Source organism: Embleya sp. NPDC020886 (genome assembly GCF_044333915.1).
In the GTDB taxonomy this organism is placed as follows: Bacteria; Actinomycetota; Actinomycetes; order Streptomycetales; family Streptomycetaceae; genus Embleya.
In genome coordinates, this window is record NZ_JBIRRX010000007.1 from 67,882 (window position 1) to 91,636 (window position 23,755).

At 70.6% G+C, this 23,755-nt stretch carries 23 protein-coding genes and 1 tRNA gene; 12 read left to right on the forward strand and 12 right to left on the reverse strand.

Features of this window, described 5'->3' with window-relative positions; all coding sequences use genetic code 11:
• Positions 1-37: 37 nt before the first annotated feature.
• Together ACH4U8_RS24375 and ACH4U8_RS24380 are read right to left on the reverse strand one after the other, a co-directional pair.
• Positions 38-113, reverse strand: a tRNA-Thr gene (locus ACH4U8_RS24375).
• Between the two features lie 85 nt (positions 114-198).
• Positions 199-996 (reverse strand): STM4013/SEN3800 family hydrolase, encoded by a 798-nt coding sequence (locus ACH4U8_RS24380; protein WP_360314906.1) that lies wholly within the window; start codon positions 994-996, stop codon positions 199-201.
• A 288-nt stretch (positions 997-1,284) separates the two neighbouring features.
• Between ACH4U8_RS24380 and ACH4U8_RS24385 the strand changes: the two genes are divergently transcribed.
• The 6 genes from ACH4U8_RS24385 (at position 1,285) to ACH4U8_RS24410 (ending at position 7,803) form a co-directional block, all read left to right on the forward strand.
• Complete coding sequence (locus tag ACH4U8_RS24385; protein ID WP_360314799.1) at positions 1,285-2,139, forward strand: NUDIX domain-containing protein; 855 nt, start codon at positions 1,285-1,287, stop codon at positions 2,137-2,139.
• Complete coding sequence (locus ACH4U8_RS24390; protein WP_360314801.1) at positions 2,136-3,350, forward strand: lipopolysaccharide kinase InaA family protein; 1,215 nt, start codon at positions 2,136-2,138, stop codon at positions 3,348-3,350. The genes ACH4U8_RS24385 and ACH4U8_RS24390 overlap by 4 nt, the downstream gene beginning before the upstream one ends.
• A 67-nt stretch (positions 3,351-3,417) precedes the next feature.
• Positions 3,418-4,413 (forward strand): hypothetical protein, encoded by a 996-nt coding sequence (locus tag ACH4U8_RS24395; RefSeq protein ID WP_395780547.1) that lies wholly within the window; start codon positions 3,418-3,420, stop codon positions 4,411-4,413.
• Positions 4,410-5,693, forward strand: a complete 1,284-nt coding sequence (locus tag ACH4U8_RS24400) for an adenylosuccinate synthetase (RefSeq protein ID WP_395780162.1) — start codon at positions 4,410-4,412, stop codon at positions 5,691-5,693. The genes ACH4U8_RS24395 and ACH4U8_RS24400 overlap by 4 nt, the downstream gene beginning before the upstream one ends.
• 253 nt (positions 5,694-5,946) lie before the next feature.
• Complete coding sequence (locus tag ACH4U8_RS24405) at positions 5,947-6,726, forward strand: electron transfer flavoprotein subunit beta/FixA family protein (RefSeq protein ID WP_395780164.1); 780 nt, start codon at positions 5,947-5,949, stop codon at positions 6,724-6,726.
• A gap of 117 nt (positions 6,727-6,843) precedes the next feature.
• The gene (locus tag ACH4U8_RS24410) at positions 6,844-7,803 is read left to right on the forward strand and encodes an electron transfer flavoprotein subunit alpha/FixB family protein (protein WP_360314807.1); all 960 of its coding nucleotides are present in this window, start codon (positions 6,844-6,846) and stop codon (positions 7,801-7,803) included.
• 47 nt (positions 7,804-7,850) lie between these two features.
• Here ACH4U8_RS24410 and ACH4U8_RS24415 read toward each other — a convergent pair whose 3' ends face one another.
• From ACH4U8_RS24415 to ACH4U8_RS24430, 4 genes are all read right to left on the reverse strand, one after another.
• Positions 7,851-8,072: a hypothetical protein gene (locus ACH4U8_RS24415; RefSeq protein ID WP_395780166.1), complete on the reverse strand. Its 222-nt coding sequence runs from the start codon at positions 8,070-8,072 to the stop codon at positions 7,851-7,853.
• A 196-nt stretch (positions 8,073-8,268) separates the two neighbouring features.
• Positions 8,269-9,408, reverse strand: a complete 1,140-nt coding sequence (locus tag ACH4U8_RS24420; RefSeq protein WP_395780168.1) for a LuxR C-terminal-related transcriptional regulator — start codon at positions 9,406-9,408, stop codon at positions 8,269-8,271.
• A 355-nt stretch (positions 9,409-9,763) separates the two neighbouring features.
• Positions 9,764-9,952, reverse strand: a complete 189-nt coding sequence (locus ACH4U8_RS24425; RefSeq protein WP_395780170.1) for a hypothetical protein — start codon at positions 9,950-9,952, stop codon at positions 9,764-9,766.
• Positions 9,953-10,006: 54 nt separating this feature from the next.
• A complete protein-coding gene (locus tag ACH4U8_RS24430) occupies positions 10,007-10,933 on the reverse strand; it encodes an EamA family transporter (RefSeq protein ID WP_395780172.1) in 927 nt (308 codons plus the stop codon).
• A gap of 73 nt (positions 10,934-11,006) precedes the next feature.
• Between ACH4U8_RS24430 and ACH4U8_RS24435 the strand changes: the two genes are divergently transcribed.
• From ACH4U8_RS24435 to ACH4U8_RS24445, 3 genes are all read left to right on the forward strand, one after another.
• Complete coding sequence (locus ACH4U8_RS24435) at positions 11,007-11,954, forward strand: LysR family transcriptional regulator (RefSeq protein ID WP_360314819.1); 948 nt, start codon at positions 11,007-11,009, stop codon at positions 11,952-11,954.
• Positions 11,955-12,274: 320 nt separating this feature from the next.
• Positions 12,275-12,508: a tryptorubin family RiPP precursor gene (locus ACH4U8_RS24440; protein WP_395780174.1), complete on the forward strand. Its 234-nt coding sequence runs from the start codon at positions 12,275-12,277 to the stop codon at positions 12,506-12,508.
• Positions 12,509-12,617: 109 nt separating this feature from the next.
• Complete coding sequence (locus ACH4U8_RS24445) at positions 12,618-13,661, forward strand: cytochrome P450 (RefSeq protein ID WP_395780176.1); 1,044 nt, start codon at positions 12,618-12,620, stop codon at positions 13,659-13,661.
• A 125-nt stretch (positions 13,662-13,786) separates the two neighbouring features.
• Here ACH4U8_RS24445 and ACH4U8_RS24450 read toward each other — a convergent pair whose 3' ends face one another.
• Positions 13,787-14,737, reverse strand: a complete 951-nt coding sequence (locus ACH4U8_RS24450) for a hypothetical protein (RefSeq protein ID WP_395780178.1) — start codon at positions 14,735-14,737, stop codon at positions 13,787-13,789.
• A gap of 249 nt (positions 14,738-14,986) precedes the next feature.
• Between ACH4U8_RS24450 and ACH4U8_RS24455 the strand changes: the two genes are divergently transcribed.
• Positions 14,987-16,720, forward strand: a complete 1,734-nt coding sequence (locus tag ACH4U8_RS24455; protein WP_395780180.1) for a choice-of-anchor A family protein — start codon at positions 14,987-14,989, stop codon at positions 16,718-16,720.
• Positions 16,721-16,892: 172 nt separating this feature from the next.
• Positions 16,893-17,807 (forward strand): SDR family oxidoreductase, encoded by a 915-nt coding sequence (locus ACH4U8_RS24460; RefSeq protein WP_395780182.1) that lies wholly within the window; start codon positions 16,893-16,895, stop codon positions 17,805-17,807.
• A 363-nt stretch (positions 17,808-18,170) separates the two neighbouring features.
• On the opposite strand, the gene ACH4U8_RS24465 is transcribed toward ACH4U8_RS24460, so the two are convergent.
• Complete coding sequence (locus tag ACH4U8_RS24465; protein ID WP_360314831.1) at positions 18,171-19,385, reverse strand: amidohydrolase family protein; 1,215 nt, start codon at positions 19,383-19,385, stop codon at positions 18,171-18,173.
• Positions 19,386-19,542: 157 nt separating this feature from the next.
• On the opposite strand from ACH4U8_RS24465, the gene ACH4U8_RS24470 reads away from it, so the two are divergent.
• Positions 19,543-20,451, forward strand: coding sequence for a LysR family transcriptional regulator (locus tag ACH4U8_RS24470; protein WP_360314833.1), 909 nt, complete (start codon positions 19,543-19,545; stop codon positions 20,449-20,451).
• A 132-nt stretch (positions 20,452-20,583) separates the two neighbouring features.
• On the opposite strand, the gene ACH4U8_RS24475 is transcribed toward ACH4U8_RS24470, so the two are convergent.
• From ACH4U8_RS24475 to ACH4U8_RS24490, 4 genes are read right to left on the reverse strand one after another with little or no spacing between them, the layout of a single operon-like run.
• The gene (locus ACH4U8_RS24475) at positions 20,584-21,357 is read right to left on the reverse strand and encodes an AIM24 family protein (RefSeq protein WP_360314835.1); all 774 of its coding nucleotides are present in this window, start codon (positions 21,355-21,357) and stop codon (positions 20,584-20,586) included.
• A complete protein-coding gene (locus ACH4U8_RS24480; protein WP_379989889.1) occupies positions 21,354-21,974 on the reverse strand; it encodes an AIM24 family protein in 621 nt (206 codons plus the stop codon). Before ACH4U8_RS24480 ends, ACH4U8_RS24475 begins: the two co-directional genes overlap by 4 nt.
• 23 nt (positions 21,975-21,997) lie before the next feature.
• A complete protein-coding gene (locus ACH4U8_RS24485; RefSeq protein ID WP_379989888.1) occupies positions 21,998-22,621 on the reverse strand; it encodes an AIM24 family protein in 624 nt (207 codons plus the stop codon).
• 36 nt (positions 22,622-22,657) lie between these two features.
• The gene (locus ACH4U8_RS24490) at positions 22,658-23,629 is read right to left on the reverse strand and encodes an SPFH domain-containing protein (RefSeq protein ID WP_360314841.1); all 972 of its coding nucleotides are present in this window, start codon (positions 23,627-23,629) and stop codon (positions 22,658-22,660) included.
• Positions 23,630-23,755: the final 126 nt, after the last annotated feature.

The window sequence follows — 23,755 nt, forward strand, 5'->3', positions numbered from 1 at the left end:
GAGGCCCCCCGGCGGACCGGGGGGCCTCTCGTTTGCCTGGAGCCCCAATACGGAATCGAACCGTAGACCTTCTCCTTACCATGGAGACGCTCTACCGACTGAGCTATTGGGGCCTGCGCGGCGAAAACTTACCGGATCCGCGTTCGGTTCGCCAACTTGATCCACGAGCGGATCCGGATCGACCTCGTCGGGCGCGCTTCACCACTCGCCGGGGCTCATCGTGAAGTGCGCATACGGGACGGTCCACACCACTTCGCGGGCCGCCTCCGCGCGTTCGTCGTAGGCGGTGCCGTGGTCGGCGGTGACGATGGCGAAGCAGGGTCTGCGGCAGCTCATCGCGCGAAACAGCCGGCCCAGGTGCCGGTCCACGTACTCCAGCGCGGCGGCGTGCGTGTCGCGGTTGTCGCCGTCGGCGGCGGTGGCGCCCGGGGTGTGGAACCAGTTCGGCTGGGCGATGGCGGCGACGTCGACGAGCAGGAAGAGTCGGCGGTCCGGGTCGAGGCCGCCGACCACCAGTTCGGCGCGGGCGACCTGGGCCTCGAACGAGATCGGTGAGGTGACGCCGAGTTCGGGGTCCCAGTGGCTTTCGGCGAACATCCCCGGCAACACCGAGTCGAGCGCGCCCTGTTTGTCGAAGCAGCCGACGCCGCCGATGCACGCGGTGTGGTAGCCCGCCTTGGTCAGCGCGCTGGGCAGGTCCGGGGTGTCGAACAACCACGTGTGCGCGTCGGTGGACTCGGTGTCGCCGCGTCGGGCGGCGAACAGGCGCGGGTGCGGGCCGGGGCCCGCGGGGGTGGGCAGGTAGCCCGCCAGGAACGCGGTGTGCGCGGCGAAGGCGAGGGCGGCCGGGGTGTAACGGCGTTGCCAGCCGCCCTCGGGCAGGACCCGGGAGAGGTTGGGCAGCCTGCCGGCCGCGGCGAGCTCGACGGCCACGTCGTACCGCAGCGCGTCGAGCGTGACGAGCAGTAGGTCCTGCTCGCCCACGACGGCGTTCATGTCGGGACCGGTCATATCGGACATGCCACCTTCTCCGCATCTGCTCGGGTGTTCGGGGCCGCCGCCGGTGGTCCGCACGCGGGCGGCGAATGGATCGCCCATGCCTACCAGAGGGAGGCGACTCTTCGAGGGATAACCCCCTCGCCGGTGTCCGGGTCGCCGTGTATGTTGTTCTCAACCTAAGAACATCTCATTCGGAGAACAACCGTCGAGTCGGTGTCGGGAACGTGAACCGGCGGGACTGCGTCGGACGTGCATCGCAGTGGGCACATCGGAGGGAAGTGCGACATGGCCGACACTGCCATCACCGAACGCGAATGGCTCGCGTCCTACGACCCCAGGGCCTGGGATCCGATCGCGGTGACCGTCGACATCGTCGCGCTGACGATTCGCCAACTCGGCGGCGCCGACCGGGCGGGCACCGCGCCGGAGGGCACCGGCGAGGAGTCGCCGAAGGCACTGCACGTGCTGCTCGTGCGGCGCGGCGAGATGCCCTTCGCGGGCCGGCTCGCGCTGCCCGGCGGCTTCGTGCGGCCCGTGGTCGACCCGGACGGCACCCGGCACGAGGAGGACCTGGGCGAGGCCGCCGCGCGCGAACTGGCCGAGGAGACCGGGCTCGCCGCCGGTGCCCGACTCGACCGGGTGCACCTCGAACAACTGGGCACCTACGGTGCGCCCGGACGCGACCCGCGGATGCGGATCGTCTCGGTCGCGCACCTGGCCTTCGCGCCGGACCTGCCCGACCCGACCGCCGGCGGCGACGCCGCCCACGCACTGTGGGTGCCGGTGGCCGAGGTCGATCCGGACACGCTGGCCTTCGACCACGCGCGCATCCTCGCCGACGGCCTGGAGCGCGCCCGTGCCAAACTCGAATACTCGCCACTGGCCACCGCGTTCGCCGGTGAGGAATTCACCGTCACCGAACTGCGCGAGGTCTACCAGGCGGTGTGGGGACAACCCATGCACGCCGGCAACTTCCACCGCAAGGTGCTGTCCGTGCCCGGCTTCGTCGAGGACACCGGCGCCACCACCGCGCGCGGCGGGGCTCGCGGCGGTCGCCGCGCCCGGCTGTACCGCGCGGGCCCCGCACGTCTGCTGCACCCGGCGCTGCTGCGCCCGTCCCCGGAGGAGGACTCCCGATGACAAGGACGCCCGGCACCACCTCGACCACCCCCACGACCTACCCGGCCGCGCTCGACCTGCTGAGCCGCGCACCGGACCCACAGGGCGTCTTCGGGCCCTACGACGGCACGCCGGAGGCGTGTCTGCGCGCCGGCAACCGCACGTATCGCCAACTCGCCCGGCTGCTCCACCCGGACACCGCGCCCGCCGATCGGCGCACCGAGGCCGCCCGCGCCTTCGCCGAGTTGGGCGAATTGTGGAACCGCTATCAGCAGGACATCACCGGCGTGACCGGCCGTCAGGTGGTGATCACCACCAAGCGCCGGGTCTACTCGGTCGGCGAGGAGCGCGCGAGCGGCGACATCGCCACGCTGTACAAGGTCGGCTACCGGGCCGAGGACGACGGCGAGGCGCGGGCGTTGCTCAAGCTGCCGCGTTCGGTGAGCGACAACGACCTGATGGAGCGCGAGGCCACCGCGCTGGAACGGATCGCCCGCGAAGGTGATCCCCAGTACGCGAACTACGTGCCCCGGCTGATCGAGACCTTCCGGCACCGGGACGCCAAGAGCGGGATCGAGCGGCGCGCCAACGTCCTCGAACGGGTGCGCGGCTTCCGCTCGTTGACCGAGGTGCGCGAGGCGTACCCGGACGGCCTGGACGCCCGCGACGTGGCGTGGATGTGGCGCCGCCTGCTCGTCGCGATCGGATACGCGCACCGGGCCGGCGTCGTGCACGGTGCGATCACCCCCGACCACGTGCTCATCCACCCGCGCGAGCACGGACTCGTCCTGGTCGACTGGTGCTACTCGGTGTTGCTCGACGCCCCGGCGGACACCGACCGGCCGGAGGCGATCCTGCGGGCCAAGGCGGTCGAGCACGTGCCGGCGATGATCGACCGGCACGCGGACCTGTATCCGCCGGAGATCCCCGGCAAGCAGCCGCCGGAGACCGCCGCGGACGTCTACATGGCCACCGCGTGCATCACCGGCCTGCTCGCCCCGGACGCGCCCAAGCCGCTGCTGCGCTTCGCCCGAGGCTGCTCGCTGCCCGCTCCCGCCCGCCGTCCGCACGACGCGTGGAAGCTGCTCGGCGAGTTGGACGAACTGCTCGGCAAGCTCTACGGACCGCGCCGATTCCGGCCGTTCGCGATGCCCACGCGCCGCGAGACCAAGGTTCCGGCGCCGGCCGCCGAAACCGCCCGCACCGGCGACGAGCCGGTCGATTCCATCTAGTCGCGGGTCGGCCCGCCGGGCCGACCCGCGCACGGATCCCAACGCATCCGATCGGGGAGTGAGCACCATGGGCAGTGGCAACTGGTCCACCAACGTCTACGACGCGGCGCAGAGCTACAACGCGGCCGCCGGACGCAGCGCGTTCCACTACGACCACGTCACCAAGCGAAGCACGCCGCACAGCGCCTGGAAGGCGCACGACGACCTGGATCCGCGCCTGGCGAGCGTGCGGGAGAGCCGGGACAGCGACGAGCACCCCACCTCGGTGGCCATCTCGGTGCTGTTCGACGTGACCGGTTCGATGTTGCGGGTCCCGCAGACGCTGCAGACCAAGCTGCCCGAGTTGTTCGGCCTGCTGCTGCGCAAGGGCTACGTGCAGGATCCGCAGATCATGTTCGGCGCGATCGGCGACGCGACCTGTGACCGAGTGCCTTTGCAGATAGGCCAGTTCGAGTCGGACAACAGGATGGACGACCAGCTCGGCAACATCCTGCTGGAGGGTGGCGGCGGCGGCCAGAAGCGCGAATCCTACGAGTTGGCCCTGTACTTCATGGCCCGGCACACCTCGATCGACTGTCACGACAAGCGCGGCAAGCGCGGCTACCTGTTCGTGATCGGCGACGAGATGCCCTACCGCCGGGTGCGCCGCGCCGAGGTGAGGGAGTTCATCGGCGACGACCTCGCCGAGGACATTCCGATCGAGCGCATCCTGGCCGAATTGCAGCGCATGTACGAGGTCTACTACATCCTCCCGGCCGGTTCGTCCTACGTGGGCGACGCCGAGGTGCTCGGCGAGTGGAAGGGCCTGCTGGGGCAGCACGTGATCGAACTCGACGACCCGGACGGCGTCTGCGAGACGATCGCGCTGACCATCGGCCTGGCCGAGGACGCGATCGACCTGGACGAGGGCCTGGAACACCTGCGCGAGGTGGGCGCCACCGCCCAGGTCGCCAACGTCTCCAAGGCGCTGGCCTCCTACGCCCGCACCGGCGGCGCGGTGGCCGTCTCCGGCTCGCTGCCCGGCCTCGACGGCGTCGGCGACGCGGGCACCACGCGTCTGTGACACCACGTCATATCGCGGTCGTCGACCTGGGGTTCGGCGACGCGGGCAAGGGCACCACGGTGGACCGGCTGTGCGCGCGAGCGCGCGAGGAGGGGCGGCCGGTGCACGCCGTGGTGCGCTTCAACGGCGGTGCGCAGGCCGCACACAACGTGGTCACCGACGACGGGCGGCACCACACCTTCGCCCAGTTCGGCGCGGGGACCTTCACCCCGGGCACCCGCACCCACCTGTCCCGGTTCATGCTGGTGGACCCGCTCGCGCTGGCCGCCGAGGCCGAGCACCTGCGCGCGCTCGGCGTGCCCGAGCCGCTCGCGCTGCTCACCGCGGACCGGGAGGCGTTGTTGACCACGCCGTACCACGCGGCGGCCAACCGGGCCCGGGAGTCGGCCCGCGGCGCGAACCGGCACGGGTCGTGCGGAATGGGGGTGGGCGAGACGGCGGCCTTCGCGCTGGCCCACCCGCAGGACGCGCCGCGGGTGGGGGACTGCGCCTCGCCGGTGTTGTTGCGGCGGCGGTTGACGGCCGTACGGGACGCGCTGAGCGCCGAATTCGGGACACCCCTGGGTCCGGACGTGTCGGCCTGCGTGGCGGCCTTCCTGGGCTTCGGGAGGGCCGTGCGGATGGTGGATCGCGCGTACGCGCGCGAGTTGATGCGCGCCGGTCCGGTGGTCTTCGAGGGTGCGCAGGGGGCGCTGTTGGACGAGTGGCACGGGTTCCATCCGTACACCACCTGGTCGACCACGACCTTCGCGAACGCCGAGACGCTGGTCGCCGAGGCGGGCGAGGAGCTGTATCGGCTCGGCGTGCTGCGCACCTACACGACGCGGCACGGCGCGGGGCCGTTGCCCACCGAGGACGCGGCGCTGACCGCCGCGCTGCCGGACCCGCACAACGGGACCGGGCGCTGGCAGGGCGCCTTCCGGGTCGGGCACTTCGACGTGCCGGCGCATCGCTACGCGGTCGCGGTGTGCGGGGGAGTGCACGGGCTGGCGCTCACCCACGCGGACGTGCTCGGGCGCCCCGGCGAGTTGGTGGCCGGGTCGTACCTCGGCGAGGAGCCCTCGGCGAGCCCGGTGCCCGACCTCGCGCACGCCGAGCAACTGACCGGGCGGATGTTCGCGGCGCGACCGGTGTTGCGGCCGGCGCCGACGCCCGAGCAGTGGCCGGAATTCGTCGCCGCCGAGCTGGGTGCCCCGGTGACCTTGCTCTCGTTCGGTCCGCGCACCGGTGACAAGTGCGAGCAGCCGGTACTAGGCTCGTATTACTCTCCGGTAACATAGCTGTCCGGAGATCGAGACCGGGCCGGTGGTCAGCGGCTTTGCCGAGACCGCGTACTCTCGAAGCAGAAGTTGACGGACCGTCAGAACTGAATGTGCCCTGTGTCACGCGTGCACCTTCGCGCGAGCGTGGCATCGTGGCGCGGAGATTGATGGATCTTGGGGCCGGAACCGTGGGCCTGTCGCCGCCCCCGTCGACGGGCATGACACCCTCGGACCGGCACCTGGGTGACCGGACGACCACAGGAGAACTGTTGTGAAAATCGTTGTCTGCGTGAAGTACGTACCCGACGCGACCGGGGACCGGGGCTTCAACGACGATGGCACCACCGATCGTGAGTCGGTCGACTCGCTGCTGTCGGAGCTGGACGAGTACGCGATCGAGCAGGCGCTCAAGATCGTGGAGTCCGGCGTCGAGGCCGAGATCACGTTCCTGACGGTCGGTCCGGACGATGCCAAGGACGCGCTGCGCAAGGCGCTGGCGATGGGTGGCGACAACGCCATCCACGTCAACGACGACGACATCGCGGGCACCGACGCACTGGGCACCTCGCTGATCCTGGCCAAGGCCATCGAGCGCGCCGGCTTCGACCTGGTCGTCTGTGGCATGGCTTCCACCGACGCCTCGATGGGCGTCGTGCCGGCCATGCTGGCCGAGCGCCTGGGCGTCCCGCAGGTCACCTACCTGGACGAGATCACGGTCGAAGGCGCCACCGTCAAGGGCCGTCGCGAGGGCGACGTGGCCACCGAGCTGATCGAGGCCGCGCTGCCCGCCGTCGTGTCGGTCACCGACCGCACCGGCGAGGCCCGCTACCCGTCCTTCAAGGGCATCATGGCGGCCAAGAAGAAGAACGTGGAGTCGCTGGACCTGGACGACCTGGGCATCGAGTCGGACCAGGTCGGCCTGTCCGCGGCCTGGTCGATCGTGGACACCGCGACCAAGCGCCCGCCGCGTGCCAAGGGCGAGGTCGTCGAGGACGAGGGCGAGGGCGGCGTGCAGCTGGCCGCGTTCCTCGCCGCCAAGAAATTCATCTGAGTCGGTCGGCAGCACCGGACTGTTTCGACACGTTTGTGTCGGTCGCTCCTCGGGACGACCAAGCATCGCAACCCGGCCGGAGAAATCCGGGCCGACCGGACAAGGAGAGAACCCCACATGGCCGAGATTCTCGTTCTCGTCGACCACGCCGACGGCGCGGTTCGCAAGCCGACCCTGGAACTGCTGACCCTGGCCCGCCGCCTCGGTGAGCCGGCCGCGGTCTTCCTGGGCAAGGGCGCCGAGGGTGCCACCGAGACGCTGGGCAGGTACGGCGCGCAGAAGGTCTACGTCGTGGACGCCCCCGAGGTCGCCGACTACCTCGTCGCCCCGGCCGTCGACGCGCTGACCCAGATCGCCGAGGGCGGCGAGCCGGGCGCGATCCTGGTCGCCTCCTCCGCCGAGGGCCGCGAGATCGCGGCGCGCGTCGCGGTGCGCCTGGAGTCGGGCCTGATCACCGACGCGGTCGACATCGAGGCCGGCGCCGACGGCCCGGTCACCGAGCAGTCGGTGTTCGCGGCGACCTACCAGGTCAAGGCACACGTCACCAAGGGCACCCCGATCATCACGGTCAAGCCCAACGCCGCCACCCCGGAGGAGGCCCCGGCCACCCCCGCCGTGGAGGCCGTGACGGTCGACTTCACCGCCCTCGCCACCGGCACCAAGGTCGTCTCGCGCGCCCCGCGCGAGAAGTCCGACCGCCCCGAGCTGACCGAGGCCGACATCGTCGTCTCGGGTGGCCGCGGCGTCAACGGCGCGGAGAACTTCCACGTGATCGAGTCGGTCGCGGACGCGCTCGGCGCGGCCGTGGGCGCCTCCCGCGCGGCGGTCGATGCCGGCTGGTACCCGCACAGCCACCAGGTCGGCCAGACCGGCACCCAGGTCTCCCCGCAGCTCTACGTCGCAGTGGGCATCTCCGGCGCGATCCAGCACCGCGCGGGCATGCAGACCTCGAAGACCATCGTCGCGATCAACAAGGACGAGGACGCGCCGATCTTCGACCTGGTCGACTACGGCGTGGTCGGCGACCTGTTCAAGGTGATGCCGCAGCTCGAGGCGGAGATCAACAAGCGCAAGTAGGTGGTGGTGGGTCGACGCCGCCCTGTCGGGGCGGCGTCGCTCATTGCTTATCGCTCGCCGCGACCGCGCGCCGGCAGGACCGGTCGCGGGGTCGCGGCGTTCGGGCCGTGCCGTTGTCGGATGCCGCCGGTGATCGTCGCCCGGTACGAGACCCGGCCGCAGGTGGCTTCGCCGTAGCCGGTGATCCGCACCGAACCGGACAGGCCCCCGAGGTGCCGACCGCGTTCGTCCGGGACGCGTCGGGCGTCCCGGACGAACCCGATGAACAACCGCCGAGCACCGACCCGACCGAGAGTGCGGCTGCGGCCATCGATCGCCGCCCTCGTCGCGTCGTGTCGGCGCTCCCCCGAGCCTCGACGGTGTTCCCCCGTGCGCGCCGGTCGCCTGATCCCCCGTCGGCGCGCCCTGTGACTCGGACGTTAATCCGCGTGGCCGGCCGCGAATACCCCACAGATGTGGGGGTGCTCAGGCGGCGGGCGGCGGGGCGGTGAGTCGGCCGTCCAGGGCGAGTGGACCCAGGCCCAGGCGGGGCAGGTAGTGGCGGGAGAAGACCGCGGCGGTCAGTTCGCGGCGGCTGCGCACGCCGACCTTGTCGAAGATCTTCTCCAGGTGGTCGTTCAGCGTGTTCCGGGTGATGTGCAACTCGGCGAGCACCTCTTCGCTGGACCAACCGTGCAGGACGAGCTGGGCGATTCGCCGCTGCCGTTCGCTGAGTCCGTATGCCTCCAACACCAGCGCGATCAGCATGCCGGGCTCCGCCGAGCCGATCGCGACCATGGTCACCGGCTCCGGTGCGGTGAACAACCGCCAGGCGTGCAGCGCCAACCAGTGGCCGTCGCGGGTGCGGACCTGGGACCGGGCGGTGGTGCCCGGATGCCCCGCGCGGGCCGCCGCGGCCACCGCGCGCACGGCGTACGGGCAGGACTTCGGCCGGCCGGCCGCGCCACCCTCCTCGATCCGGGCCAACAACCGCTCGGCGCTGGGACTGCACTCGACCACCCGCTGGGCGGCGTCCAGCACGACGAATCCGGGCCCGTCCGGCGCGGACCCCTCGTCGGTGCCGGTGACCACGAGCGACCGACGCACGGCCCGCGTGGTGGGCGTCGCGAACGCCCGCGCGGCGGCCAGGTCCCGGCTGCCGAACGGGGCACTGTCGGTGGACCGGCACAGCACCACCAGGCCCCAGGTGCGCCCGCGTTCGCGCAACAGGATGCGCAACTCGTCGGCCATGTCCAGGGGGTGCAGGATGTCCCGGTAGTAGGCGCTGGACTCGATCGCGCCGCCGGTGGACGCCTTCAGCGAACTCACCGGCGCCGCACGGCGGGTCAACGCCCGCAGGTTGTCGACCCCGTCCTGCTCCACGTGCTCGATCTCGAACAACCGCGGCATCACCCGCTCCGGGAATCCCGACTCGTGCACGCCCCCGGTGTCCAGCAGCGTCGACGGATCCAGCAGCACCGCACACCAGATGTCGGCCGGCACCACCTTCAACAACCGCGCCGCCGCCACCCCGACGACGTCCGCCGCCCCGCGCCCGGTCTCCACCACACCCTGCAGGGCCCGCTCCAGCCCCCCGACACCCCGCCCCGCCCCACCGGAAACCACCCCTCAACGCTACCGACCCCACCGCCCACCCGCGACGCATACGGCCCAGGAACCCGGCATCCGCAGTGGGTCGCGCACGCGGGCCGGCCGGCGCCGATGCCCACCTCGCGCCTCGACCCGGAGGGGCCCCGGGGCCTCAGCGGTCGGTGTCCTTCGGGTGGCGGGTGGACGCATGGACGAGATGCACGGTCCGTCCCGCCTCGTCGACGAGGTAGCGGACCCGCCCACCGGCGGTCACCTCGTACTCCCATTGCGGATACTCTCGCCGCCGAGGGAGCGCACACCCAGTCGTCCCCGCAATCGATGCGGCCGGTCCGGATCGGCGGAGGGGAGACGTCGTTGCCGCGCTTGGGGCTCACGGGGTGGGCACCTCGCCGTGGTCCTCGCTCGGCAGGGGCGTGGTGAGGTCGGCGGCCAGGGCGGGGTCGGCCAGGATTCCGGCGGTGGCGCGCCATTCGACGATGACGCGGTGCAGGTTCGCGTGGACGTCGAGATCCACGACGTCACGAGTGGCATCGACCGGGTCGACGACGAACTCTCGCACCTCCTCCGCCGAGAGGTGCCGTGTCCAAGGAAAGACCGCAGGTAGTGCCAGGAGTCAAGCTCGGGTTCGTGGCGTGGTCGGCTGGCTCGAGTCGGGGAGGGGCGGGCCGGTCGAAGGGGCGGGCGGGGTTGTTCCCGCGGTCGCGGACAGGGCTATGCCGGTGAGGACGATGGCGGCGCCGAGGGATTCGATCCAGCTCGGGCGTTCGCCGAGGACGGCCCAGGCGGCGAGGATGCCGACGATCGGGACGAGCAGGCCGTAGGGGGCGACGGCCGAGGCCGAGCGGCGACCGAGCAGGGCGAACCACAGGCCGTAGCCGAGCCAGGAGGACAGCACGACGGTGAACGCCAGGCCGCCCACGCCGCTCCACGAGGCCGAGGTGAGCGCGTCCAGATCCTGCCCGGGGCCCTCGACCGCGAGCGAGAGCGCCAGCAGCGGCAGCGGTGCCACCAGCGCGGACCACACCACCAGGCCGGTGCCGCCCGGGATGCCCGCCTTCCGGGTCAGCATGTTGCCGAAGCCCCACGACGCACCCGCGCCGATCATCAGCACGAACGGCCACAGGGACGCGCCCTGCCCCCGGCCGAACGCGATCACGCCCATCCCGAGTGCGGCCACCGCGAGCGAGATCAGCCGGGTACGGCCCGGGACCTCGCGCAACATCAGCATCGCGAACACGACCGTGAACATCGCCTGGCACTGGATCACCACCGAGGCCAACCCGGCCGGCATCCCCGCGTGCATCGCGCTGAACAGGAACGCGAACTGGCCCACGTTGACGGTGAGTCCGACCCCGATGATCAGCCGCAGGCTCGTCTGCGGGCGCTTGACGAACAGCACCGCCGGAAACGCCACGAGGGCGAAGCGCAGCGCGGCCAACAACAGGGGCGGGAAGTCGTCGAGGCTCGCGTCGATCGCGACGAAGTTCACTCCCCAGATCACGCTGACGAGCGCGGCGGACAGTGAATCGGTACGGGTCATGAGCAGAGTGTGTGGCCTGGCCATCCATCGAGTCCATCTACATTTTCCATACCTCAATCGGTAGTTTTCCTACATGGAACTCAAGCGACTGAACATCCTGCGCGCGCTCGACCAACACGGCACCGTCGCCGCCGCGGCCCAGTCGCTGCACCTGACCCCGTCCGCCGTCTCGCAACAATTGGCCGTGCTGGCCCGCGAGGCGGACGCGGCGCTGCTGGAGAAGCACGGCCGCGGGGTCCGGCTGACCGCCGCGGCCCATGTGTTGCTCGGCCACGCCGACGCGATCGCGACCCGCCTGGAGCAGGCCCGCGCCGACCTCGCCGCGCAGCGCGACGGACGGATCGGCCGGGCCCGGATCTCCGGCTTCCCGTCCGGTATCTCGGGCCTGGTCGGGCCGGCGCTGGCCCGGCTCAAGGTGAGCCATCCGGGCTGGCGGTTCGAGGTGGTCCAGTACGAGACCGAGCAGGCGCTCCCGCTGTTGCCCGCCCGGGAGTTGGACGTGGCGGTCGTGATGACGCACCCCGACCTGCCCGCGCCCGACCATCCGCGGATCGAGTTGCACCCGCTGTTGGACGAGCCGTTCGAGATCGCGTTGCCGGTCGGCCACCCGCTCGCCGAGCGGGCCGAGGTCTCGTTGGCGGCCGACCTCGCCGATGCCGACTGGATCATCACCGCGCCCGGGACGGCCTGCCACGGCCTGCTCCTGACCGCGTGTCATCAGGCCGGATTCCAGCCCCGCCTGGTGCACACCTCGACCGACTTCGGCGCCCAACTGGCCCTGGTGGCGGCCGGTCTGGGGGTGACGATCATTCCCCGGCTGGCCCAGCCGGCGCTGCCGCCCGGCGTGGTGCTGCGCCCGATCGTCGCGCCCGCGCCGCGCCGGCATCTGATGGCGGCGGTCCGCCGAGGTTACGGCCCGTCGCCTTTGTTGAGCGCGTTGCGGGCGGTCGGCGCGGAATTGCGTGCCCGGGACGGGCGAGAGATCGGCGCGGGCCGTGCGACGGTCGATTCGGTCGGTTGATTCGGGATCAATGCGGTCCAACACGTGCCGATGCCGCCGGGTGGTGCCCGGTGAGGCAAAGGGAAGGAAATATCGGCAAAGGCTCGTCTCCACGCGTATCACGACGCGACCGTCGGGTCCGTTCTCAAAGCGCACGCAAAACCGGGATCGACGGCCCGGCCCCCGATTGGCCTGATCCGACGCTTCCAAAAGCGTGAGTCCTGCGGTAATCACGAGCGCTGGGCGCCCCGAACCGACACCACCAGGCGTTTTCCGGGCGTAGAACCGGGTAAAGGGCGGGTTCGACACCTGATCATCGAGCCCGCGTACTTATTGACAGCATGAATCGGCGTGGGCTCTACTCGACCCGGCGGCGAGCGGCGGAAGAATTTTCCGAGCGAGCCGGAATAACCGCTCCGAGCTGTCGAGGTCATACCTTTCGAGGCTTGAATTGCCTGGAAAGGACCGTCCACGGTAAAAGGGAGGTGCCTGTCGTGAAGCTTCTTTTCTCGATCAAGGAAAAGTTTACGCCCGGGAAGAGCCTGAAGTCCTACACCTGGTACATCTGGTACTAGCCGGCGAATCGACAATCCGAACAGGGACGTTATTCGCCTCATCGGTCCGCGTCCGGCGTCGCCCTCACCGGCAACGCCGGGCGCGGGCCGCCCGCTTTTGGAGACCAGGATGTACGTATCGGGTACCGGCCGGAGCAGCCGGACCACCGTATTCGCGCCTCGGATGCAGGCCCTTCTGCACGACCATCGCGGCGACGACGTGTTTCGACTGGAGGCCGATACCGTCGCGGTTGCCGGGCCCGAACGCACCGACGCGATTCTCGCCGCCCGGCCGGCCGCGGATGTGGAGCGCCCGACCTTCAAACCGCTCCAGGGCAGAAGCATTCCGCGTACCGAGGCGTCGACCGTCATGCGGGCCATCGGCCGCGACGTGCGGGCGGCGTTGGCGAAACCGACGCCGACGGCCGACCTCACCGGTGAATGGCCGCACGTCGGGCACGTCTATCTGCGCGATCTGATTCTCGGTGCGGATCCGTATCGGCTGCGCGTGCTGATGGACCGCGCCCTGGAGTTGACCCTGCTGCTCACCTGGACGGTCATCGCGGCGGGCGCGGCGCTGCCCGGCCGGCTCCGCCCCGGGGCCCCGGTGTCCGCCATCGCGGGCCTGACCGCCGAGGCGCGGACCTACCGGGACCGGCGGCACGCGATGGGCCTGTACCGGCGTGCGGCGGCCCCGGTCTGTTTCACCGTCTCCACGCTCGTCGCCGGCGCCCTGTGGCTCGGATCGCCGTTCGACGACGACACCCCGAACGAGCACATCCTCTACGAGACGATGCGCCTGCTGCCCCCGTCCTGGAGCATTCTGCGCCGCAGTTCGCCCGAGTACCCGGCGGTGGACCCGCGGATCACCGCGACCGACGACGTCCTGCTGCTGCCGCTGCTCACCCACCGCGATCCGGCTATCTGGGCGGACCCCGACGAGTTCCGCCCCGAGCGCTGGGCCCGGCTCGACCCGGACGAACAGCCCGGATACCTGCCCTTCGGGCACGTCTCGGAGCGGTGCTGGGGGCGGCACATGGTGATGCCGATGGCCGGGCTGCTGCTGGATCTGCTGCGCGCCGACGGGCTCGCGGTCGACCCGGGGCAGAGCACGGCCCGGGTGCGGCTGGCCGGGCTGCTCGGTGTGTCCGAGGTTCGCGTCACCCGCCGTTGACTTCGGCGAGGCTGCGGATCGGGCGCCACGCGGGGCGCCACGCGGGCTGCCACTCGGGCTGCCACTCGGGGTGTCACGAACCGGACGCCGCGCGCCCGACGGGCGTTCGCGCGGCGTCCGGCCGATCAGCTCCGGGCGGCGGCCTCGGCGGGATCCGGATCCGGGCCGGAGGAAGGTTTTTGCGGCTCCTCCGGTTCGTGCTTGCCGAAGTACGCGACGGCCACCGCGCCGGATACCGCGAGCACGAAGCCCAGCACGGCCATCCAGGCCAGCCCGTCCCGTGAGGTGTCGCCGAGCCACAACACGCCGACCGCGCCGGGCACCACCGTCTCGCCGACCACGAGCGCGGCGGTCGCGCCGTTCACCGAACCGATCTGCAACGCGATGGTGTGCAGGTACATTCCGCCGATGCCACCGATCAGCACCGCGTACAGCGCCGGGTCGGCGGCCAGTTTGCCCAGGTCGAACGGGTCGACGCCGTCCAGGATCCGCACGCCGATGCCGAGCCCGCCGAAGCCGAGCCCGGAGAGCAGACCCGCGACGATCGCACCGTTGGCGCCCAGGAAGCGGACCAGCACGGTGCCGCCGATGATCACCACGAACGTGACGATCAGCACCCACCAGTGCGTGGCGCGCGGACTGTGCCCGTCGCCCTCGGGACCGGCCGCGACGCCGAGCAGGACGAGTGCGCCGCAGACCACGCCGATCGAGGTCCAGTCGGCCCGGTACAGCTTGATCCCCAGCAGCTTGATCCCGAGCACGGCGGTGATCACCAGGTTCGCGCTGATGATGGTCTGGGACAGGAACAGCGGCAACAACCGCGCCGCCAACGCGCCGAGCGCGAAGCCGACGAAGTCGAGCAGGGTCCCGACGATGAACTCCCACGTGACCGCGGCCTTGGCGGTGGAGGACAGGCTCGGACCGCCGTACCCGGTCACCTGGGCGGTGCCGCCGCCCCGTTCGGCCCGTTTGGCCTCCTCCTCGCGCGCGGATCGCCGCGACCCGACCGCTTGCAGCACCGACCCCACGCCGTAGCACGCGGAGGCCGCGACAGCGGTGACCAGACCGACGATCACAGATGACTCCCATTCACCAAGATTTCGGATATGCCGCGAGGGCGGCTACGGACACCCTGCCGGCCTCGCGAGGATGCGACCCGCGCCCCTCGCGACGGCCGGCCCGCGCCGGGCCGGTTCGGGCCCGATCGCGGAGCCCTCCCCGCCACGTCTCGCCACGCCAACGATCGTGTTCCGCGCCCGGTTTCCGATTCGGGCCGGTCGCTCACATCCCATACCTGCGGCGTACTCGGCCCGTACGCATCTCGGTTGACGACGAACGACACGCCGGGTCGGCAGGGGCATTCGAGGGAAGCCTCCGCGCGCCTTGTCCTAATTTGTAGATTTATGTCCGATTCTTCGGAAATGCACAGGAAACCGAACGCCCGGATCCGCGCGACGGGCCTCGCGCTGTCCGGAGTCGTCACCCTCGGCGGTGTCATCCTCGTCTGCGTGTTCGCTGTCATGGGCTTCGCCAAGCCGCTGCCCGGCGGTCTCGGCCCCTGCATCCCCGGCGACTGCCCGGCCACGAACCTCGAACCCAACAACGGCCCGATCGCGGGTCGCGACAACGGCATCAACATGTTCGTCGGCGGCAACTGGTCCGTCGGCGGATCCGCCGCGGAGGCCGAGGGCAAGTTGGTCGCCCTCGGCAATTTCGACATGAACAAGACCTCGGGATCCAGCATCTACAACGTGGGCATCGTGGGTGTCGGCACCCGCGTGCCCCCGGACAACGGTACGGACTTCCTCACCGTCGGCGGCAACCTCACGATCGCGAACGGCCAGAGCGTGATCGCCGAGGAGGGCACCGTCAGCGGTGTGGTGCGCTACGCGGGCACCCTCACCGGCACCGTGACCCCGACGGCGGTCAAGGACGGGTCGGCGGCGGCTCCGTACGCCGGTCTGCGTCCCCAGTTGACCGACGCGTCGAGCTGCTACGCGTTCCCGGACGGCAGGCCGCGCGCGGCCACCGGCACCGCCACGAACGTGGGCTTCGAGACGTTGTTCACCGGAGACGGTACGTCGCCGCTCCAGGTGTTCAACGTCGACTTCGACATCGCCAATCCGATCGGCGGCGGGGACCAGGGCATCTCGTTCGTCGGGATCCCCGCGGGCGCCACGGTCCTGGTCAACCTGACCGGGCCGACCCGGGTGATCAGTACCTTCATCGGCAACGCGAACATCCCCACCGGGCTGCGCGAGCACCTGCTGTGGAACTTCCCGGATGCCACGTCGGTGACCATCAAGGGCAGTGCGCAGTTCCAGGGCAGTTTGCTGGTGGGCAACGCGGCGAGCACGACGACCGTTTCGGTGCCGGGTATGAACGGGCGCTTCTTCACGGCCGGTTCGCTGGTGCACCAGTCGACGTCCGGGTCCGAGTTCCATCGGTACCCGTTCGATGGTGACCTGCCGGACTGCGGCGGGTCGACGTCGGCTTCGCCGTCCACGTCTTCGTCGGCGTCGCCTTCGGCCAGTCCGTCGATGTCTCCGTCGGCCTCGCCCTCGGCGTCCCCGTCGGCGTCTCCGTCCGCTTCGCCGTCGGCGTCCCCGTCGGCGTCCCCGTCGGCGTCGCCCTCGGCCAGCCCGAGCGCGAGCCCGTCGGCGTCGCCCTCGGCCAGCCCGAGTGCCAGCCCATCGGCTTCGCCGTCCGCCAGTCCGTCGGCGTCCCCGTCGGCTTCGCCGTCCGCGTCTCCGTCGGCCTCGCCGTCGGCATCGCCCTCGGCGTCCCCGTCCGGCTCGGCCTCGGCCTCGCCCTCCACCAGCCAATCCGCAGTGCCCTCCGGTGCGCACAACAAGCCGCACGGCGGCTCGGGCGGCCACGGCCACGGCGGTAACGGTGGTGGCCACGGTGGTGGCATCGGCGGATCCGGCGGATCGCAGCTCGCCCACAGCGGCATGACGGGCAGCGCCGCGATGTTGCTCGGTGGCAGTGCGCTCGCCATCGGTCTCGGCGTGATCCTGATGTTCGTCTACCGCGCGCGTGGTCGTAACCGCGCCTAGTCCCCATCCGACCCGAATGGCCCCCGGTCTCCCAGGAGAACGGGGGCCATTCCTACGTCCGGCGCCGAGCCGATGGCGTCGCCCACAAAGGATGTACGCGCCAACCGTCTCCACATACTGTGACCTCCGTAGCGAACGTCGGAAACGATTGACCAGCATTCGGAGGGGCCACATGAGCGGGATCTGCGAGGGACGCGTCGTCATCGTGACGGGTGCGGGCAACGGCATCGGCCGGGCGCACGCACTGGCGTTCGCGGCCGAGGGCGCCAAGGTCGTGGTGAACGACCTCGGCGGCGCGCGGGACGGCACCGGCGCGTCGGCGGGTCCGGCCGAGGCCGTGGTGGCGGAGATCGTCGCGGCGGGCGGCGAGGCGGTGGCCAACACCTCCGACATCTCCGACTTCGCCGGCGCCGAGGCGCTGATCGGGCAGGCGATCGAGGCGTTCGGCCGGCTCGACGTCCTGGTCAACAACGCGGGCATCCTGCGCGACCGGATGTTGACCAACATGTCCGAGGCCGAGTGGGACGCGGTGATCAAGGTCCACCTCAAGGGCACGTTCGCCCCCGCGCACCACGCGGCGGCCTACTGGCGCGGCCTGGCCAAGGCGGGCGAGCAGGTCGACGCCCGGATCATCAACACCAGCTCGCCGTCCGGCATCTTCGGCAACGTCGGCCAGACCAACTACGGCGCGGCCAAGGCCGGCATCGCGGGCTTCACCATCATCGCGGCGCAGGAACTCGGCCGCTACGGCGTCACCGTCAACGCGATCGCCCCCACCGCGCTGACCCGGCTGACCGAGGATCTGGCCGGCTTCGCCGACGAGGCCGCCGCCGCGAAGATCGCCGAACAACTCGCCCCCGAGCACATCTCCCCACTCGTGGTCTGGCTCGGCAGCCCCGCCTCGGCCGCCGTCACCGGCCGCGTCTTCTCGGTCACCGGCACCTCGATCAGCGTCGCCGAAGGCTGGTCCAACGGCCCCACCGTCACCAAGGAATCCCGCTGGACCCCCGACGAACTCGCGGCAGTGATCCCGGACTTGGTCGACAAGGCCGCCGGCAACGCAGACATGAGCGGCATCCGCAAGTAGCCCTGCCGCGCCGCTTTCGGCCCCGGCCGCCGCCGACTCCGGTTCAGGCGGCGGCCGTTGCCGTGGCGAGGAGTTCGACCGGGGTGCCGCGGAACGTCGGAAGCAGCCGGGCGGCCACCACCGCGGCGTCCGGTGAATCGCCGAAGTGCGGTGCGAGCAACCGGTCGAGCTCCTCGGGGGCCGGGTATCCCGCGATTCCGGGGGCCGCGGGGTCGAGTGCTCAACCCCGTGCCCGGCCACCCGAGGGTCCGACCCGCCCCATGCCGAACGTGAACCGCCGCCCCGCACCCGGGGGAGTGGGGTGCGGGGCGGCGGGGGTTCGCCGGCATCACCGGGACTGCCGGAACTGCCGGGAATGCTCGGTTACTTGGTGATCCCGAACCGCTCCAGTCCGAACGCCTTGATCGCGTTCGTGCGGAACAGCTTGTCGCACTCGGCCTGGGTCAGACCCGCCTTCGTGGCGATGTCGAGGGCGACCTTGTGCGTGTTCGGGAAGGTCGAGTCCGCGTGCGGGTAGTCGACCTCGAAGCAGATCTGGTCGATGCCGATCACGTCGCGGTTGCGCAGCCCGATCTCGTCGTCGAAGATGCAGCCGTAGATCCGGTCCTGGATGTACGAGCTGGGCTTTTGGGTCAGCGACGAGCCGAACGCGTTGTCGTCGCGCTCCTCCCACAGCTTGTCCGCGCGCTCCATCACGTACGGCATCCAGCCGACCTGGCCCTCGGCGTAGGCGATCTTCATCTTCGGGAAGCGGTCGAACACGCCGGAGAAGATGTAGTCGACCATCGAGCCCATGGCGTTCTGGAAGGTCAGCACCGAGGAGACGATGAAGGGCGCGTCCGGCGACGTGGACGGCATCTTCGAGGACGACCCGATGTGCATGCAGACGATGGTGTTCGTCTCCTCGCACGCCTGGAAGAACGGGTCCCAGAAGCGGTCCTTGGAGTGCACCGACGGCAGGCCCAGCGGGACCGGGTTCTCCGAGAAGGCGACCGCGAACGACCCCTTCGCCGCGCACCGACGCACCTCCGCGGCGGCCAGGTGCGCGTCCCACAGCGGGATGATCGTCATCGGCAGCAGGCGGCCCTTGCCGTCGCCCGCGCACCACTCGTCGATCATCCAGTCGTTGTAGGCCCGCACGCACAGCAGTGCGAGTTCCTTGTCCTCACGCTCGTAGAACGCCTGGCCACAGAACCGCGGCAGGATGTTCGGGAAGCACAGCGACGCGTCGACGTGGTTGGCGTCCATGTCCTTGAGCCGCTCGGACTGGATCCACGCGCCCGGCCGGATGTCGTCGAAGGTGACCGGCGTCACGTCCAGCGTGTCGAAGCCGACCGCGGCCGAGAGCTTGGGGAACGGGTAGACCAGGTCGTCGTACAGCCACCAGTCGCACCACTCGCCGTCCTCGACGCCGCGCTCGTAGGAGAACACGCCGCCGATGAAGTTGAACTTCGCCTTGTCGCGCACCACGCGCGGGCCGCGGTCCTTGTACTTGGCGGGCAGTCGCGAGGTCCACAGGTCCGGCGGCTCGACCACGTGGTCGTCCACGGAGATGATGCGCGGGATCTCAAGCGTCATGGCCTGCTCCTTGTAGCACGTGCGATGGGCCTCGGTGGCGGCGGTGGCCCCGCTTGCGACGCGTGGACCCTGCGCTACCCAGGAAACCCGCTGACGGGTCGTCAGCCAAGCCCCTGTTGTTGCTAACGTTATGCCGACACGGCATAGGTGGGTTTCCATGGAACTGCGTGACCTGAGATGTTTCCTGGCCGTCGCCGAGGAACGGCACTTCGGCCGCGCCGCGGCTCGGCTGTATCTGTCCCAACCGATGGTCAGCAAGGCGGTGCGTCGTCTGGAGCAGCAGCTCGGGGCCCGGCTGGTGGACCGATCCTCGCTGCCGGTGGCGCTCACGCCGCTCGGCGAGGTGTTCCGCAGTCGGCTCGACGAGTCGCTGCGGGTGCTCGACGACGCGTGCGCCGAGGTGCGTCGGCGGGCCACCTGGGACGCCGGTCAGGTGCGCGTGGGGTATACCTCGGGCCTGGGCCCCTCGCTCGTGTCGGCGGCCATCTCCGCGCTGCACATCCGCCACCCGGCGCTGCGCGTGCAGTGGACCAGCGAGCCGACGGCCCGCCAGGTGGCCGATGTGCGCGAGGGCGTCCTGGACGCGGGGCTGGGCTGGCTGCCGGACCTGGGCCCGGGCTTCGAGTCCGCCCGGGTCGGCACCTTCGCGTTCGTCGCGCTGCTCCCGCAGGAACACGTGCTCGCCGGCCGGCTGTCGGTGAGCCTGACCGAGCTGGTCGGCTGTGGCGAGCCGATCGTGGTGTGGCCGCGCCAACCGCACCCCAGGCTGTACACCCGCGTCACCGAAGCGCTGCGGCGCTCGGGCGCGACCGAGATCGTCGAGGCGTACGGCAGCGTGGACGATGTGATCGCGCGCGTGGTGGACCGCCAGGGGGTGGGCCTGTCGCCGCGCGGATGGGCCCGGCAGCGCCCGGTCCGCGGCGTCGTCCAAGTGCCGCTGACCGGGGCGCCGGATGTCGCGGTGACCGCGTTCTGGCGGGCCGACCAGGAGCACGAGGGGGTCGGTGTGCTGGTCCAGCTCCTGCGCGAGGTGACGGCGGACAGCGACCTGGCCGAGCAACTCTGAGCGCACCGCCCGCCGCGTCCAACCGATCCCACACACCCGACCGAAGCACTGGCGAGGCCCTCCACCGTCCCCAGTGAAGGGCCTCTCCCGGTCAACGGCGCGGCCCCGGTGTCGGTTCCCGCCGCGCCGATCTCATTGCAGGAGTCGGCCCAACCGCCCCGGGATGTTCGGCAGCCCGGGAATGCCCGGGATGCCCTGCTGCCCGGGGGGCGGCGGGTTGGCCGCCGTGGTCTGGGCCGGGATCAGGTTCGGGTCGATCGAGATTTCCGAGGACTGCATCAGCACGGTGCCCGCCCCGACGAAGTCGTACTGGTGCTCCTCGCCGGACGCGCCGCCCAGCCCGGTCAGTCGACGCGCCATGCCCAGCGCACCACGCATGTACTTGGTGTCGAAGTGGTGGCACGGCGTCGGGCAGTCCGCCCAGCCGAGCAGCGCCTCGGGGTCCACCCGGATCGGCGGCTCGACGAAGTGCACCGCGCCGTTGGAGGCGGCGACGAACTTGCCGGTGCCGATCAGCGTGACGAATCCGGGCACGATCGACTGCTTCAGGTCCAGGCCGGGCTGGAAGGCGAGCAGGTTGGCGGCCCGGATGGTCAGGTTGCCCAGTTCCAGGTCGTACGAATTGATGTCGAAGCCGCGGTCGGCGAGCAGCAACTGCCCCTTGCCCTGCGCGACGATCCAGTCCTGGATGTACAGCGGGGAGTTGAAGTTCGCGGTGACCAGCCGGTCGAGCGCGCCCACGCCCAGTGCCTCGAACTTGATCCGCCCGTAGTAGGCGATCATCTTGCCCTTCTGCACGAACCACTCGCCGTCGAGGGCCACACAGAAGGTGTACGGATTGACGTTGTCGTCCTGCGGCAGTGTGCGTGCGTCGAACACGGCCGGGCCGGCACCGAGACCGCTCACAACTTCTCCTCGCTCGCCTGGACGTAGACCGTGCCGGTACCGGACAGTTCCAACTGGAACGCCTCGCCGGAACCGCGCCCGATCACGTCGCGCCAACCGACGTTGGCCCCGATTCGGTTCTCGATCTGCCCCCGATGGGCCACATACGCCTGCGGGTCGACGTGGATCGAGCGACCCGGCTGGACCGGCAGCTCGATCACGCCGCCGTGCGCGAGCACCCCGCACCAGCCGTGACCGGTCAGCGTCGTGGTGAACAGCCCCTGGCCGGTCACCTGACCGCGGATCATCCCGCGAACGCCACCCTGCGAGCCCATGAACATGGTGCCCTGCTGCAAGGAGTCCTCGAACACGAGCAGCCGGTCCGCCTCGACGTGCAGCGTGTCGCCGGTGATCTGGATCAGGTGCACGTGTCGGCCGGCGTGGCCGAACATCACCGTGCCGTCGCCCTCGGCCTTCATCAGCGGCACCGACTCGCCCGCGAGCCGCCGCCCGATCATCCCGCCGACGCCCTGCGCGCCGGTGCTGGTCGGGGTGAAGGACACCTCGCCCCGGTAGGCCAGCATCGCGCCGCGCAGGCAGTACAACGTCTGCCCCGGGCGCACGGTGGCCTCGATCATCTTGGAGTTGACCTGGTCGAACGTCACGTCTGGCCCCCGATGGTCTGCCGCTCGGTGGGCTGTACGTAGACCAGCCCGTCGCCCTGGAAGCGCAACTGCACGCTCTCGCCCGAGCCTTCGCCGATGAAGGTGCGCCAGTTGACGTCCTTGACGAACTCCTTGCGGAGTTGACCGGTGTGCGCGACATACGCCCCCGGGTCCACCGACAGCGGTTCGCTCTGCGACACCCGCAGCACGATGGCCGGCCCGTCGGAGGTGACCGCGACCGTGCCCTGACCGGACACGGTCGTGGTGAACAGGCCCTGGCCGCTGGTCGCGCCGCTCAGGCCGGTGAACTCGGTGCCGGTGCGCAGACTCTGGTCCACGGCGAGCAGGTTGCTCGACTCGACGTGCAGGGTCTCGCCGGTCAATTGCACGAGGTTGATCTCGGTGGCCCGATCGGCGAACCAGCAGGTCCCCTCACCGCTCACCTCCATGAGGGTCATGCCCTCACCGGTGAGCCGGCGGGTCACCATGCCGCGCAGCCCCTCACCCCCACCGGACAGTCGTTTGAAGGACATGCGTCCGTCATAGGCGATCATCGTCCCGTTACGGGCCTTGACCGCCTCTCCGCTCATGCCCACCGCGAGAACTCGCGTGCCATGCATCACAAAGGTCGCCACGTTCGGGAAGCTAGCAGCGCTCTACCGGTCGCCGGATGGTGGAAGCCCCTCATCTTGCCGGGGTTTTACCAGCGGCGGCGCGGTCGGCACCGGCGGGACCGCGGGCATGGGGGGAAGCGGCGGTGTGGCCGGGACGACCGGCGGCAGCGGGAGGGCGTCGGCGCCGGAGCCGAGCGGCTCGACGCCGCCGGGATCGGCCGGTGCCTGCCCGGTGGGGCCGGCCTTCCCGGCGGCGCCGGCCGGGAAGTTCTCGAAGAACCGCAACATCTCGACCGGGAACGGCATCACCAGCGTCGAGTTCTTCTCCGCCGCCACCTCGACCACCGTCTGGAGCAGACGCAGTTGCAGCGCGGCGGGCGAGTTGGACATCTCGTCGGCCGCCGCGGCGAGCTTCTTGGACGCCTGGAACTCACCGTCGGCGGTGATGATCCGGGACCGACGCTCTCGTTCCGCCTCCGCCTGACGCGACATCGAGCGCTTCATCGACTCGGGCAGTTGCACGTCCTTGAGTTCGACCCGGTCGATCTCGACACCCCAGCCCACCGCCGGGCTGTCGATCATCAGGGCCAGGCCCCGGTGCAGTTCCTCCCGATTGGACAGCAGATCGTCCAGATCGCTCTTGCCGATGATCGAGCGCAGCGAGGTCAGCGCCACCTGCTCGATCGCGAACACGTGGTTCTGCACCTCGACGATGGCCCGTGAGGGGTCGTGCACGCGGAAGTAGACCACCGCGTCCACCCGCACCGTCACGTTGTCCCGGGTGATGCCCTCCTGGGCCGGGATCGGCATGGTGATGATCTGGACGTTGACCTTCCGCATCCTGTCGAAGAACGGAACGATCACGTGGAATCCGGGCTGACGCACCCTCGGCCGGACCCGGCCGAGCCGGAACACCACCCCACGCTCGTACTGCTGTACCACCCGTGCGCCCTTGGCCACGACGATCAACGCGGCGACCACGATCCCGATGACCAAACCCATCGCGACATCCATGTCTCGATGCTAGGAACCCGGGGCCGGAAAGGGAGCGGGGATCTCCCTACGCATCGGCCGATCGGCGTCAAGAATCGGTCATGTGACGGTCAATCAGTTACGCGGGCCGGTGATTGCCCCGGCCCG